Here is a 13543-nt window from a genome sequence, read left to right on the forward strand (position 1 = left end):
ACCTTGGGTCAATCCGGCTGAAGCGCCGATGAAGCCGGCGCGCGATCAGGCCGGGCGGCGCCGGCCGAACAGCCGGGCGCCGAGCGCGCGCAGCACCGCCGCGAGCAGCAGGCCCGTCGCGGCCCCGAGCCCGATCCACATCAGCCCCGCGGCGGTGAACTGCATCCCGGGCTGGAAGCTCTCCCAGGTCCCTTCCTGGATGCCGGGATCGCCGAAGCGGGCGAGGTGCGGGAGCAGGGCCTGCGGGCTCCAGTCGCCCGAGGACAGCGCGGCGAGGTCGGCCTTGAGCTGCGCCAGCCGCGCGACCTGGCCCGCGATCGCCGTCTTCATGTCGGCGACCGGGGCGTTGCCCTGCATGCTGCCGACCCAGGCCTGCAGCGTCTGGCCCTGGCGGGCGGCGAGCGCCTCGTATTCGGCCACGCTGCGCTCCAGCTCCGCCACCGCGCCGCCGAGGCGCTGGACGTATTGCTGGGCGTAGGCGGGGGCCTGGCTGCCGGCGGCGGCCCCGCCGCCGGCGAAGCCGTATGCGATCAGTCTGCCGAACATCCTGCACCCTCGACGGCCGGGGAAATCGCGCGCAGCCTCGCGCAGGCGCGGGCCCGCGTCCAGTGGGGGCGCGGACGCGGAAGGCCCCGGCGGGGTCGCGCCGGGGCCTTCGGGATCGGGGCTCGGGGTCCGCGCCCGGGGGCGCGGGACCTCAGCGCGAGAACTTCTTGTACTTGATCCGCTTGGGTTCGACCGCGTCGGGGCCGAGGCGGCGGATCTTGTCCTTCTCGTAGTCCTCGAAGTTGCCCTCGAACCACTCCACGTGGCTGTCGCCCTCGAAGGCCAGCATGTGGGTGCAGATGCGGTCGAGGAACCAGCGGTCGTGCGAGATGACCACGGCGCAGCCGGCGAACTCCAGCAGCGCGTCTTCCAGGGCGCGCAGGGTCTCGACGTCGAGGTCGTTGGTCGGCTCGTCGAGGAGCAGCACGTTGCCGCCCGACCGGAGGAGCTTGGCCATGTGCACGCGGTTGCGCTCGCCGCCCGAGAGCAGCGACATCTTCTTCTGCTGGTCGGAGCCCTTGAAGTTGAAGGCGCCCACGTAGTTGCGCGACGGGACCTCCGCCTCGCCCAGCTTGATGATGTCGAGCCCGTCGGAGATCTCCTCCCAGACGTTCTTGTTCGGATCCAGCGCGTCGCGGGACTGGTCGACGTAGCTCAGCTTCACCGTGTCGCCGAAGGTGATCGCGCCCTCGTCAGGCTGCTCCTGGCCGGTCAGCATGCGGAACAGGGTCGACTTGCCGGCGCCGTTGGGGCCGATCACGCCGACGATGCCGCCCGGCGGCAGGGAGAAGGACAGGCCGTCGATCAGCAGGTTGTCGCCGAAGCCCTTCTTGATGTTCTCGACCTCGATCACCTTGCCGCCCAGGCGGGGGCCGTTGGGGATGATGATCTGGGCCTTGCCGACCAGCTCCTTCTCGGAGCGGTTGGCCATCTCGTTGTAGCGGTTGAGACGGGCCTTGGACTTGGCCTGGCGCGCCTTGGGGTTGGAGCGGACCCACTCCAGCTCCTTGGCGAGTTCCCGCTGGCGGGACTTGTCCTCGCGCGCTTCCTGCTCGAGGCGCTTGGCCTTCTGCTCCAGCCAGGCGGAGTAGTTGCCCTCGTAGGGGATGCCCCGGCCGCGCTCGAGCTCGAGGATCCACGAGGTGATGTCGTCGAGGAAGTAGCGGTCGTGGGTCACGATCAGGATCGTGCCCTTGTATTCGATCAGGTGCTTCTGCAGCCAGGCGATGGTCTCGGCGTCGAGGTGGTTCGTCGGCTCGTCGAGCAGCAGCATGTCGGGCGCTTCGAGCAGCAGCTTGCACAGCGCCACCCGGCGCTTCTCGCCGCCCGAGAGGGAGGCGACCTCGGCGTCGTCCGGCGGGCAGCGCAGGGCCTCGAGCGCCACGTCCACCTGGCTGTCGATGTCCCACAGGTTCTGGGCGTCGATCTGGTCCTGGAGGGCGGTCATCTTCTCCATCAGCTCGTCGGTGTAGTCCTCGGCGAGCTTCATGGCGATGTCGTTGTATTCGGCGACCAGCGCGGTCTTCTCGGCCACGCCCTCCATCACGTTCTCACGCACGGTCTTGGTCTCGTCGAGCTTCGGCTCCTGGGGCAGGTAGCCGACCTTGGCGCCCTTGGCGGCCCAGGCCTCGCCCTGGAAGTCCTTGTCGACGCCGGCCATGATGCGCATCAGCGTCGATTTGCCGGCGCCGTTGACGCCCACGACGCCGATCTTCACGCCGGGCAGGAAGTTCAGGCGGATGTTTTCGAAGCACTTCTTGCCGCCCGGATAGGTCTTGGAGACGCCGTCCATGTGGTAGACGTACTGGTAGGAGGCCATTGCGGGGTCCTTGCTCCGGTCAATTCGGGATGCGGTCACGTTTGGGCCGCGTTCTATCGGCGCTGCGGGGCGGAGGCAATGCGGCCCGCGGACGGGCGGCGGCGCGCACGGAAAAGGGCGGCCCCGACGGGACCGCCCCTTGCGTTCGGCGCCCTGGAGGGCGAGGTCAGCCGCGGCGGCGGCGCGCGGCGAAGCCCAGCAGACCCAGCGCCGCGCCCATCAGCGGGGCCGCGGCCGGCAGCGGCACCGCAGAGGCCGAGCCCCCGCCGTTGCCGTCGTCGACCACCGTGGCGACGGTGACGTTCAGCACGTCGAAGGCCCAGGCGCTGGTGCGCGAGTCGCCGTTGAAGTCGCAGAACATCGAGGCGGAGCAGGGGTAGTTCGTGGCGGTGAACCAGGGCTGCTCGTCGAAGACCCAGCCGTTGGCGAGATCGCCGTCGATCACCTGGTTGTTGTACTGGCTGATCGCGACGGTGTAGTCGCCCGCGCTCAGCGAGACCTGGAGCAGGACGTCCCAGGTGTCGTCGACGGCGGAGTCGTCGTTGTAGTCGATCAGCGCGCCCGCGCTGTCGAAGAGCGACAGGATCGGGTCGAAGCCGCCGGCGGCGACGACGGTTCCGTCCGCCATCTCGCCGCCGTCGTAGGAATAGCTGCGCAGGGTGACGGTGGTGGGCGCGTCGACGGTGAAGTCGATCAGGACGACGCTGTTATCCTGGGCGAACGTGCCGGTGTAGGAGTAGTTCTCCGTGACCGGCAGCGCGGAGGCGCCGAAGGTGGAAGCGGCGAGCAGGGCCGCCGTCAGCGGAAACGTGAAACGAAGCATGGCGCTGGAGACTCCAAAGCATAGATGCCTCGTTAATTTTCATGAATGTCGCCGCGGCGCCAGTTCCTGAACGCCCTGTGACCGTCCGTCGCGCCGCGACGCGCGCCCGCCGCGGGCGTCGGCGGGATCAGAGGCGTTTCTCGAAGAACAGCTCCGCGTAGGGGTCCTCGTTGAACCGGGCGATCTCGCTCCAGCCGAGGCGGCGGTAGAGGGAGGCGGCCTCGGGCAGGGCCCGGTTGGTGTCGAGGCGCAGGCAGGCGATGCCCAGGCGCCGCGCCTCCGTCTCCACCGCCTCCATCAGCCGCGAGGCGAGGCCGAGGCCCCGCGCCGCGGGCGCGACCCAGACCCGTTTGACCTCTGCGAAGGCCTCGCCCCCCTTCAGCCCCGCGCAGGCCAGCGGCAGCCCGTCGAGCGTCGCCAGCAGGAAGGCGCCGCGGGGCGGGCGCATCTCGGCCGCCTGCGGATCGCGCGACAGCGACACCTCGAACCCCTTGGGAAAGCGACGTGCGAGCTCGTCGTAATAGCGCTCGAGGCAGTCGCGGGCGGGGTCCGAGGCGGGGTCCACGCGCGCGATCTCGATCCGGTCCGAGCCCAGCGCGCAGGCGACGCGGTCCATCGCCTCGAGCAGCGCGAGCGTGGCGCGCCGGCCGTGGCGCTCGATCATCGCGCGGGCGCGGCGGTCGGAGAGGCGGTCGTAGGCCGCGTTCTCCGCCTGGCCCGCGGGGGTCAGCCGGGCCACCCGACGGCGGCCGTCGCTGGGATGGCGGCGGACCTCGGCCAGGCCCTCGGCCTCCAGCGCGCGCAGCAGGCGCGAGGCGAGGCCGGAATCGAGGCGCAGCTCGGCGCGGATCTCGGCCACCTCGCGACCCGTGTGCGGATCGCCGCGGCCGATGGCGTGGATCATCCGCGCCTCGCCCAGCGGGCGGCCGCGGCCGAGAAAGGAGGCGTCGAGCGCGCCGATCTCGGTGGTCACCGCGCGGTTGAAGCGGCGGATGCGGGGCAGGGCGTCGACGGCGCGGTCGGGATCGGCGGTCATGGCGGTCTCGGGAGGCAGGCGGGCGGGAGGGGATGTCTGACCTAGGTCAGGGATCGCCCCGGCGCAAGAGGGCCGCCCGCGCGCGTTGACTTGCGCGGTCGGGACCCGGAAACAGGCGGGAACGCCGGGATGCGAGGGACGGAGCGCGCGTGCAGGGATTTCCGAGGGCCGAGCCGGGGCTGCGGGTGGGGCTGCTGGGCGGCTCGTTCGATCCGCCCCACCAGGGCCACGTGCACATCACCCGCTGGGCGCTGCGCCGGCTGGGGCTGGACCGGGTGTGGTGGCTGGTCTCGCCGGGCAACCCCCTGAAGACGACCGGCCCCGCGGCGCTGGAGACGCGGCTCGCGGCCTGCCGCGCCCTGATGCGCCACCCCAGGGTCGAGGTCACCGACGTCGAGGCGCGGCTGGGCGCGCGCTACACCGCCGACACGCTGGCGCGGCTGAAGGCGCGCTATCCGCAGGTGCGCTTCGTGTGGCTGATGGGGGCCGACAACCTCGCCCAGTTCCACCGCTGGGACCGCTGGGAGGAGATCGCGAGGACCACGCCGATCGCGGTGCTGGGGCGCCCCGGCGCGCAGCTTCGCGCGGGGCTGTCGCCGGCGGCGCGGCGTTTCGCCTTCGCCCGGCGCAGCGCAGGGGCGGCACGGGGGCTCGCCCTGGCCCGGCCGCCCGCCTGGACGCTGCTGACCGGGGCGATGTCGGACCTCTCGTCGACCTCGATCCGCGAGGCGGGGGGCTGGCCCGCCACGCGGCGCGACGCGCCCCCGCCGTCACGGGACGGTTGAGCGAAACGCGCGGCTCGGGCAGACTCCGTCCGGAGCAGACCGGGGGACGACGACGCAGATCGCGCGAACCGGCACGGGACGGGACAGGAAAGACGACGCACATGGCGGCACCAGTCCGCGAGGGATACGTCGGGCGGCCGGACGGCCGACCGACGGCGAAAGTCATTGCGCGGCGCCTCGGCGCGGCGGCCGCGCTGTCGCTGCTGCTGGCCGGCGGCGCCGCGGCGGCGGCGCAGGCGGCCGCTCCGGCCCGGGCGGAGCTTCCGCCGCCGCGACCGGCCGCGCATGACGCCGGCGCCAAGCCCCTTCCGGGCCAGCGGGTCGACGAGCCGCGCCGCAAGGCGCTGGCCGCCCCGGTGGCCGAGGCGATCAAGCTCAGCGGCCGGGTGGGCTACGCGCTGATGGACCTCGACTCGGGCGAGATCCTGGAGGGCGAGGCGGCCGACGAGCTGTTCCCCCCCGCCTCCGTCGCCAAGGTCTTCACCGCGCTCTACGCGCTGGAGACGCTGGGGGCCGAGCACCGCTTCGAGACGCGCCTGACCGCCTCCGCCGCCCCCGGCCCCGACGGACGGGTGGCCGGCGACGTCGCGCTGGTGGGCGGCGGCGACCCCGAGCTCGACACCGACGCGCTCGACGAGCTTGCGGCCCAGGCTGCCGCGCGGGGCTTCCGCGGGGCCACCGGGCGCTTCGTGGTCGACGCCTCGGCCCTGCCGCCCACGGCGCGCATCGACCCGCTGCAGCCCGAGGACGTGACCTACAACCCCTCCGTCGGGGCGCTGAACCTCGACTTCAACCGGGTGCTGTTCAAGTGGGAGCGGGCGGGCGCCGACCTCGGCCTCTCGCTCGAGGCGCATGGCGTGCGTGCGCGCGCCGAGCCCCGGGGCGTGGCCATCGCCGCCGGCCCCACCGCGGACGGCGTCTTCGAGCGGCGCGACGACGGCCCGCTGGAGCGCTGGACGGTGCTGGAGCGGGCGCTGAACGCCAAGGGCCAGCGCTGGCTGCCGGTGCGCCGGCCCGCGGCCTATGCGGCGGACGTGTTCCGCAGCCTCGCCGCCGAGCGGGGCGCGACGCTGCCCCCCGCGGCCGAGGGGCGCGCGCCCTCGCCGGCGGTGACGCTGGCCGTGCGGCGCAGCGCGCCGCTGTCCGAAATTCTCTACGGGATGCTCAAGTATTCCACGAACCTTACCGCGGAAGCGGTTGGAATGGCCGCGTCTTCCGCCCGCGGCCCCACGCCCTCCGACCTCGAGCTCAGCGCCCGGCGGATGGACGCGTGGGCCAATGCGCGCGCGCTGGGCGCTGCCGGGATCTCGGCCCCGCCGCCGGAGAGCCCGCCGGCCCCGAAGGGCTCGGCCGCCGCTTTCGTCCCGCCGGCCGGCGGGCGGGAGACGGCGCCCCCGCGCCCGGCGCTGTCGGCGGGGATCGCGGCGACGATGCTGGCGAGCCGCGGGGCCGCGCGCCCCGGCGCCTGGGCCCCCGCGCCCGCGGCGCAGGCGGCGGTCGCGACCCCGGACGGGGCGCCGGGGCCGATCGCGCTGATGAACCACTCGGGCCTCTCCGAGGACAGCCGGGTGACGCCGGCGGCCATGGTCGCCTTCCTGCGCGCCGCGGACCGCGAGCCGGCGGGCCGGGTGCGGGCCGGCGAGCTGGAGCCGCTGCTCAAGGAGGTGAACCTCGGCCCCGCCAGGGGCGAGGCGAAGCTGCCGGCGACCGCGAGGGCCTCGGCCAAGACCGGCACGATGTATTTCGTGCGGGGGCTCGCGGGCTACATCACCGCGGCCTCGGGCCGGCGGCTCGCCTTCGCGATCTTCTCCGAGGACCTTGAGCGGCGCGAGACGCTGGCCGACACCGGCGACGGCGCCAAGTCCCGCGGCTGGCTCGGCGCCGCGCGGGAGCTGGAGCGTCGCATGGTCCGCGCCTGGGCCGGGGGCTACTGAACGCGAAAGGCCCCGGGGTCGCCCCCGGGGCCTTTTCCATGACGGCGCAGAGGCTTACTCGGCCGCTTCCTCGAGCGTGGTGGGGATGCGCACATGGCGCGCGCGGGCCCCGCGCTCGATGGCCGCCGCGGCGAGGCGGCCGACGCCCAGCTCGTGGCGCAGCATCTCCAGCCAGCGCAGCTCGGTCAGCCGCACCGAACCGTCGGAGGCCGCCACGTCGCAGGCCAGCGCATAGGCGGTCTCGTTGAACTTCAGCGGCAGCGCCTCGCGCACGAGGCCGATGATCGCGTCGAGCCCGTCCTCCTCGGACAGCATGTCGAGCACGGTGCGCGTGACCCAGGCCAGCCGGTCGCCGTCATAGCCGGCGAAGGCGGGCAGGGCGCGGACGATGGTGTCGATGGACATCAGCTCGTTGGAGCTCATCCGGGCGTCGGCGGCGGAGGTGGTGACCATGGTGGCCACCAGCGCGTCCTGGGGCGTGAAGAGCGACATGCGGGGCCTTTCGGGCAGACATCCGGGACCCGGAGCGATGGCCGGGCGCAGGGCCGAACATAGGACCGGCCCCAAGCCTCCGGCAAGGGCGGTGGATGCGCACGCCCCCCTTGCCGTCGCGGCCGCAGCCGGGACCCGCGCGCCGGCGCGGAGACCCTCGGCGCCCGTCCCGCGGCCCTTCCGAGCGCTTCCGAACCGTGCCGCCGCCCCCTCCGGCCCGCTTTTCCAGCGGCTGGAATATCCGTCCACGGCCGAAAGCGGGTCGTCGAAGCTGGCGCCGAGGGCGGTGAAAGCCGCCCGGCCGCCGGGCCTCGCCGCCAGCGACGCGATCCCTGCGGAGGGGACGAGCCATCGAGCGGCGCGCTGCCGGCATCGCCCGGCGGTCGCCGCCGCGATGGACCGGCCCGGGACCGCGCCTCGCGCCGCTGCGGCAACATGCGAGCGGGCTTGCGATTCCCCGTCCCAGCCGCGAGGGTCGGGCCATGGCCGCCACGCTCACCTCCCCCGCGCCCCCGGCGCTCGCCGTCGAGGACGGACCCGACCGCGCCGTCGCCCGCTTCGGCGGCCGGCTGGTGGTGGCGGGGCTCGTGGCGCTCGAGGCGGCGGCGGCGGACCTGCGCCCGCCCGCAGGCAAGCCGATCACCCTGGACCTGAGCGAGGTCGAGGCGCTGGACACCGCCGGCGCCTGGCTGGTGCTCCAGCTCAAGGCCCGGCTGGAGGCTTCGGGCGCCTCGGTCGAGATCGCGCCGGGCGACCCGGCCCGCGCCGCGCTGATCGAGACGGTGGCCCGCGCGCTGCCCGACGCCGAGGAGGACGCCGGCGGCCGGCGCGGCTTCGTCGCCTGGCTCGAGGGCGTCGGCGCCGGGGTCGTGGGCGTCAAGGACACCGCCGTCTCGCTGCTGGGTTTCCTCGGCCTGACGCTGGCGCGGCTGACCGCCGGCATCCTGCGGCCCTGGACCCTGCGCAAGGCGGCGCTCTTCCACCACATGCAGGAGGCGGGGTTCAACGCTTTCCCCATCGTGGCGCTGATGTCGTTCCTGATCGGCATCGTGCTGGGCTTCCAGGGCGCGAGCCAGCTCCAGCAGTTCGGGGCCGAGGTCTTCGTGGTCAACCTGATCGCCATCTCCCTGCTGCGCGAGCTCGGGATCCTGCTGACCTCGATCATCGTGGCGGGCCGATCCGGCTCGGCCTTCGCGGCCTCGATCGGGTCGATGAAGATCCGCGAGGAGATCGACGCCATGCGCACGCTGGGGCTGGACCCCATCGACGTGCTGGTGGTGCCGCGCACGCTGGCGCTGCTGATCATGCTGCCCGTGCTGGGCTTCATCTCCAACATGGCGGGTCTGATCGGGGGCGGGCTGATGGCCTGGGTCGACCTCGGCGTCAGCCCCGGCATGTTCGTCACCCGCCTTTATGAGACCACAGGCGTGTGGCACCTGATCGTGGGCATGGTGAAGGCGCCGTTCTTCGCCGTGGTGATCGCGGTGGTCGGCTGCTGGCAGGGGATGCTGGTCGGCGGCTCGGCCGAGAGCGTCGGCCAGCGCACCACCCAGGCGGTGGTGATGGCGATCTTCCTGGTGATCGTGATCGACGCGGTGTTCTCGATCTTCTTCTCGGAGATGGGCGTGTGATGGACGGCTCCCCCGACGCGCTGCACGCCGCCCCCGCCGCCGAGCGCGAGGCGGTGATCAAGGTCCGCGGCCTGGTCAACCAGTTCGGCCCCCAGGTGGTGCACGAGAACCTCGACCTCGACGTCTACCGCGGCGAGGTGCTGGGCATCGTCGGCGGATCCGGCACCGGCAAGTCGGTGCTGCTGCGCACCATCGTCGGCCTGAACCGCCCCAGGGCCGGCAAGATCGAGGTCTTCGGGCAGGACGTGCTCTCGATCTCCGACAAGGAGCGGCGGGAGGTCGAGAAGCGCTGGGGGGTGCTGTTCCAGGACGGGGCGCTGTTCTCCTCGCTCACGGTGCTCGAGAACATCGAGGCGCCGATGCGCGAGCATCTCAAGCTCAGCCCGGCGCTGATGCGGGCGCTGGGGAACCTCAAGGTCCGCCTCGTCGGCCTGCCGGGCTTCGCGGGGTCGAAATACCCCTCCGAGCTCTCGGGCGGCATGAGGAAGCGCGCCGGCCTCGCCCGCGCGCTGGCGCTGGAGCCGGAGATCGTGTTCCTCGACGAGCCGACGGCCGGCCTCGACCCGATCGGCGCGGCGGCCTTCGACGACCTGATCAAGCAGCTGCAGGAGAGCCTGGGGCTGACGGTGTTCATGGTGACCCACGACCTCGACAGCCTGCACGCGATCTGCGACCGGATCGCGGTGCTGGCGGAGAAGAAGGTGCTCGTCACGGGCAGCATGAAGGACATGCTGAGCGTCGATCACCCCTGGGTTCACGAGTATTTCCACGGCCCCCGCGCGCGCGCCGCGCAGGGCCAGGACTAGGAGACACGCGCATGGAGACGCGGGCGAACTACGTCCTGATCGGCGCCTTCGCGCTGGCGGGCCTGATCGGGGCGCTGGGGTTCCTGCTGTGGCTCGCCAAGGTGCAGGTCGACCGCAGCTACGCCTATTACGACATCCTGTTCGAGAGCGTCTCGGGCCTGAACGAGGCCGGCGACGTGCGCTTCAACGGCCTGCCGGTGGGTCAGGTGGTCAGCCTGGGTCTCGACCAGGACGACCCCTCCAAGGTGCGGGTGACGGTGGAGATCGACGCCTCCACCCCGGTCAAGACCGACACCGAGGCGACGCTGGAGATGGCCGGCGTCACCGGCGTCAGCTACGTCTCGCTCTCGGGCGGCACGGCGGAGGCGGAGCTGCTTCGCGACCAGCCGGGACGGCAGGTGATCCCGTCGAAGGGCTCGGCCTTCCAGTCGCTGCTGGAAGGGGCGCCGGCGCTGCTGAACCAGGCGGTCGACCTGCTCGAGGACGTGAAGGGCTTCGTCAACGACCAGAACCAGCAGGCGGTGACCGACATCCTCGCCAACGTGGCGGACGCGTCGAGCAAGCTGAACTCGACGCTGACCACGGTCGACACGCTGTCGACGGACGTCGGCGCGGCGGCGCAGAAGCTGACCGACTTCACCGACCGGCTGGAGGCGCTGGCCAACACCGCCGACGAGACCCTGCGCACCGCCACCGACGCCATCGAGAAGTCGAAGGCCACCATCGACGCGGCCACCGCCACGATCGACACGGCGGGAGAGGCCTTCGCCTCGGCCGACGTGCTGATGAAGGACCGCATCCCCGGCCTGCTGACCCAGGGCGAGACCACGCTCAAGGCCGCCGAGGACGCGGTGCGCGGCGTGCAGGAGCAGGTGGGCCGCACCATCGAGACCGCCGACGCCCTGATGCAGACCCGCGTGCCCGAGGCCGTGGACCGCGTCTCGGAAGCCGCGCTGGCGCTGCAGACCACCACCACCGCGCTGGGCGGGCGCGCGGCCGAGACCCTCGACCGCTTCGCCGAGGCCGGGGCCGAGGCCGCCCTGCGCCTGCGCGAGGCCGAGCAGACGCTCGCCGATCTCAAGACCTCGATGGCCAACGCCGACCGGCTGATGGCCTCGTTGCAGGAGACCTCGGACAGCGTCAACGCGCTGGCCCAGGGCGACGGCGCGGCGCTGATCGGCGAGGCGCGCACCGCGCTGACCTCCGCCGACCGGCTGATGAACGAGCAGCTCGCCCCGCTCGCCGAGACCGCGCGCCAGACCACGATCAACCTCGACCAGCGCATCGCCGTCATCGCCGAGGACGCGACCCGGCTGATCGAGACGACCCAGACCCGGCTCGACGCCACGCAGGAGGTGATGGCCAAGGCCTCGGTCGCCATCGACCAGGCGACGGCCACCATGGCCTCGATCCAGCAGACCTCGGACGGGATCGACGAACTGGCCCGCGGCGACGGCGCCGCGCTGGTGGCCGAGGCGCGCACCGCCGCCGCCGAGGCGCGCCAGGCGATCCAGAGCATCAACCTCGTGGTGCAGTCCGACGTGCCCGCGCTGGTGGCCGAGGTGCGCGCCGCCGCGACCACCGCCAACACCGCGATCCAGAAGGTCTCGGTCGACGTCTCGACCTTCACCGGCAAGCTCGACCCGCTGGCGCTGGAGGCGGAGCAGGCGCTGGCGACCGCCTCCGCCACCTTCGCCAACGCCAATGGCACGCTGGCCGCGATCACCGAGGCGATGGGCAAGGCCGACGGGGCGCTGACCGCCGCCCAGGCCACCTTCGACAACGTCAACGGCCTGGTGGAGGGCGACATCGCCGCCACCATCGCCGACGTGCGCCAGGCGGTCGGCTCGCTGGAGGGGACGGTCGAGCAGATGTCGGCCGACTTCGCCGCGATCACCGGCGACGTGAAGGGGGCGGCGGGTTCGGCCAACCAGCTCATCGGCTCGCTGAGCCAGACGCTGGAGCGCAACAAGTACCAGGTCGACGACTTCCTGCGCACCGGCCTGCCGCAGCTCGTGCGCTTCATCGAGGAAGGCCGGCGGCTGATCTCGAACCTCGAGCGCATCTCCAACCGGGTCGAGCGCGACCCCGCGCGCTTCATCCTCGGCACCCAGTCCTCGGAGATCTCCCGATGAGTTCGACCGCCCTCCGCCGCCTCTCCCTCGCCGCCGCCGCGGCGCTGAGCCTGAGCGGCTGCGCCGAGCTGGCCCAGATCGGCGGCGTGGCGACCGCGCCCGACCTCTATTCGCTGTCGCCCAAGAGCACCTTCTCGGCCGACCTGCCCGGGGTCGACGCGCAGGTGGTGGTCGAGGAGCCGACGGCCGACGCCTCGGTCAACACCGACCGCATCGCGATCAAGCCCAACCCGCTGCAGGTGAAGTATTTCTCCGGCTCGCGCTGGGTCGACCGCGCGCCGCTGGTGGTGCAGCGGCTGATGGTCGAGAGCTTCGAGAACTCCGGCGCCGTCTCCTCCGTCAGCCAGAGCTCGGTGGGCCTGCGCAACGACTTCACCGTGGTCACCGACCTGCGCGAGTTCCAGGGCGAGCTGCAGGAGGGGCCCGCCCAGGGGCCCGACGCGAAGCCGGTGCTCGCCCGGGTGCGGCTGAACGTCAAGGTCATCGCCGAGCCGCAGGGGATCATCATCGGCTCCCACAGCTTCCCCGCGGCGGTCGAGGCGAACGAGCCCGGGATGCTGGCGGTGGCGGCGGCCTTCGACGAGGCGCTCGGCGAGGCGATGCGCGACGCGGTGGAGTGGACGATCCGCATCATCGACGCCGCCGAGGAACGCCGCGCCCGCGACCCCTTCGCCTACTGAGGCGCCGGGCCGGGCCGGGCAGGGGCCGTTTCCCCGGCACGGAGGCGCCCTGCGGGCGGGCCTGGCCGGGTCGCGCCCGGCGCGGGCGTCAGCCTTTCAGCGCGGGGTCGGGGGCCCGGCCGGCGCCGTCCCATTCGGCATGCAGCGCCTCGATGGCGCGGGCGCGCTTTTCGGAGGGCGGGTGGCTCATCAGCCAGGCGACGCCGCTCGACGCGGGGCCCATGGTCTCGAGCTTGCGCAGCAGCGAGGCCTGCGCCCCCCGCTCCAGCCCCGCCTTGCGCATCAGCGCGGCGGCGAAGGCGTCCGCCTCGTATTCGTCCTGGCGCGAGAGCCGGGCGGCCAGAAGGCTCGCGAGCATCGCCCCGATCCAGGGCCCGATGAAGGGGATGAAGCGCCCCAGGATCGCCACCGCCACCCAGCGGATCGCGTTCTGTCCGGTCCAGTCGATCATCCGCCGGCGGGAATGGCCCAGCCCCACGTGCCCCAGCTCATGGGCCACGATCGAGGCGACCTCGTCGGTGGTCACCCGCCCCAGGCGGTGCTGGTCGAGCACGCCCGAGGTGATGAACACCCGCCCGTCCGGCGCCGCCAGCCCGTTGAAGGCCGGCACGTCGTAGACGTTGGCCTTGAGATGCGGGATCTCCAGCGCCCGGCCCAGGCGGCGCACCGCCGCCTCCAGCTCCGGATGGTCGAGCGGGCGCGCACGCTCCGCCAGCTCCCGCTTCAGCCGCCAGGCGGAGAAGCGCCAGGCGAGCAGGGCGTAGCCGATGACCAGCAGGAAGGGCAGAAGGCGCAGCATGGTGCACAGATAGGCGTTCGCGCGCCCCGTGTCAGCCGCGACGCGGCCCGCGGGCGC

At 72.9% G+C, this 13543-nt stretch carries 12 protein-coding genes; 6 read left to right on the top strand and 6 right to left on the bottom strand.

Going from position 1 to position 13543, the window contains the following annotated elements:
* Positions 1-45: 45 nt before the first annotated feature.
* The 4 genes from BM064_RS18295 to BM064_RS18310 all read right to left on the bottom strand — a co-directional run bounded on the left by BM064_RS18295 (position 46) and on the right by BM064_RS18310 (position 4224).
* Entirely contained in the window at positions 46-546 is a 501-nt protein-coding gene (locus BM064_RS18295; RefSeq protein WP_092861971.1) for a DUF2937 family protein, read from the bottom strand.
* Positions 547-697: 151 nt separating this feature from the next.
* On the bottom strand, positions 698-2365 hold the full coding sequence (gene ettA / locus BM064_RS18300) for an energy-dependent translational throttle protein EttA (RefSeq protein WP_092861973.1): 1668 nt from the start codon (positions 2363-2365) through the stop codon (positions 698-700).
* A 166-nt stretch (positions 2366-2531) separates the two neighbouring features.
* Positions 2532-3188 carry a DVUA0089 family protein gene (locus BM064_RS18305; protein WP_092861975.1) on the bottom strand — a complete coding sequence of 219 codons (657 nt, stop codon included), beginning with the start codon at positions 3186-3188 and terminating at the stop codon, positions 2532-2534.
* A gap of 127 nt (positions 3189-3315) precedes the next feature.
* A complete protein-coding gene (locus BM064_RS18310) occupies positions 3316-4224 on the bottom strand; it encodes a bifunctional helix-turn-helix transcriptional regulator/GNAT family N-acetyltransferase (RefSeq protein ID WP_092861977.1) in 909 nt (302 codons plus the stop codon).
* A 149-nt stretch (positions 4225-4373) separates the two neighbouring features.
* On the opposite strand from BM064_RS18310, the gene BM064_RS18315 reads away from it, so the two are divergent.
* Both BM064_RS18315 and BM064_RS18320 read left to right on the top strand, forming a co-directional pair.
* Complete coding sequence (locus BM064_RS18315) at positions 4374-5009, top strand: nicotinate-nucleotide adenylyltransferase (RefSeq protein WP_092861979.1); 636 nt, start codon at positions 4374-4376, stop codon at positions 5007-5009.
* Positions 5010-5110: 101 nt separating this feature from the next.
* A complete protein-coding gene (locus BM064_RS18320) occupies positions 5111-6943 on the top strand; it encodes a D-alanyl-D-alanine carboxypeptidase/D-alanyl-D-alanine-endopeptidase (RefSeq protein ID WP_092861981.1) in 1833 nt (610 codons plus the stop codon).
* A gap of 54 nt (positions 6944-6997) precedes the next feature.
* On the opposite strand, the gene BM064_RS18325 is transcribed toward BM064_RS18320, so the two are convergent.
* Positions 6998-7435, bottom strand: coding sequence for a tellurite resistance TerB family protein (locus BM064_RS18325; protein WP_092861983.1), 438 nt, complete (start codon positions 7433-7435; stop codon positions 6998-7000).
* Between the two features lie 482 nt (positions 7436-7917).
* Between BM064_RS18325 and BM064_RS18330 the strand changes: the two genes are divergently transcribed.
* Genes BM064_RS18330 through BM064_RS18345 form a run of 4 tightly spaced genes read left to right on the top strand, consistent with a single transcriptional unit; the run spans position 7918 to position 12687 of the window.
* Positions 7918-9066, top strand: coding sequence for an MlaE family lipid ABC transporter permease subunit (locus tag BM064_RS18330; RefSeq protein WP_092861985.1), 1149 nt, complete (start codon positions 7918-7920; stop codon positions 9064-9066).
* The gene (locus BM064_RS18335) at positions 9066-9872 is read left to right on the top strand and encodes an ABC transporter ATP-binding protein (protein ID WP_092861987.1); all 807 of its coding nucleotides are present in this window, start codon (positions 9066-9068) and stop codon (positions 9870-9872) included. Before BM064_RS18330 ends, BM064_RS18335 begins: the two co-directional genes overlap by 1 nt.
* A gap of 11 nt (positions 9873-9883) precedes the next feature.
* Positions 9884-12007 (top strand): MlaD family protein, encoded by a 2124-nt coding sequence (locus tag BM064_RS18340; RefSeq protein WP_092861989.1) that lies wholly within the window; start codon positions 9884-9886, stop codon positions 12005-12007.
* Positions 12004-12687: an ABC-type transport auxiliary lipoprotein family protein gene (locus tag BM064_RS18345; protein ID WP_092861992.1), complete on the top strand. Its 684-nt coding sequence runs from the start codon at positions 12004-12006 to the stop codon at positions 12685-12687. The genes BM064_RS18340 and BM064_RS18345 overlap by 4 nt, the downstream gene beginning before the upstream one ends.
* 88 nt (positions 12688-12775) lie before the next feature.
* Here BM064_RS18345 and BM064_RS18350 read toward each other — a convergent pair whose 3' ends face one another.
* A complete protein-coding gene (locus tag BM064_RS18350) occupies positions 12776-13486 on the bottom strand; it encodes a M48 family metallopeptidase (protein WP_092861994.1) in 711 nt (236 codons plus the stop codon).
* Positions 13487-13543: the final 57 nt, after the last annotated feature.

This window comes from Albimonas pacifica, from assembly GCF_900113695.1.
GTDB classification, from domain to species: domain Bacteria; phylum Pseudomonadota; class Alphaproteobacteria; order Rhodobacterales; family Rhodobacteraceae; genus Albimonas; species Albimonas pacifica.

Excerpts from the sequence above, each read along its gene's own strand:
- BM064_RS18295 (WP_092861971.1), bottom strand. The coding sequence starts at position 546 with ATGTTCGGCAGACTGATCGCATACGGCTTCGCCGGCGGCGGGGCCGCC.
- ettA (WP_092861973.1), bottom strand. The coding sequence starts at position 2,365 with ATGGCCTCCTACCAGTACGTCTACCACATGGACGGCGTCTCCAAGACC.
- BM064_RS18305 (WP_092861975.1), bottom strand. The coding sequence starts at position 3,188 with ATGCTTCGTTTCACGTTTCCGCTGACGGCGGCCCTGCTCGCCGCTTCC.
- BM064_RS18310 (WP_092861977.1), bottom strand. The coding sequence starts at position 4,224 with ATGACCGCCGATCCCGACCGCGCCGTCGACGCCCTGCCCCGCATCCGC.
- BM064_RS18320 (WP_092861981.1), top strand. The coding sequence starts at position 5,111 with ATGGCGGCACCAGTCCGCGAGGGATACGTCGGGCGGCCGGACGGCCGA.
- BM064_RS18325 (WP_092861983.1), bottom strand. The coding sequence starts at position 7,435 with ATGTCGCTCTTCACGCCCCAGGACGCGCTGGTGGCCACCATGGTCACC.
- BM064_RS18330 (WP_092861985.1), top strand. The coding sequence starts at position 7,918 with ATGGCCGCCACGCTCACCTCCCCCGCGCCCCCGGCGCTCGCCGTCGAG.
- BM064_RS18335 (WP_092861987.1), top strand. The coding sequence starts at position 9,066 with ATGGACGGCTCCCCCGACGCGCTGCACGCCGCCCCCGCCGCCGAGCGC.
- BM064_RS18340 (WP_092861989.1), top strand. The coding sequence starts at position 9,884 with ATGGAGACGCGGGCGAACTACGTCCTGATCGGCGCCTTCGCGCTGGCG.
- BM064_RS18345 (WP_092861992.1), top strand. The coding sequence starts at position 12,004 with ATGAGTTCGACCGCCCTCCGCCGCCTCTCCCTCGCCGCCGCCGCGGCG.
- BM064_RS18350 (WP_092861994.1), bottom strand. The coding sequence starts at position 13,486 with ATGCTGCGCCTTCTGCCCTTCCTGCTGGTCATCGGCTACGCCCTGCTC.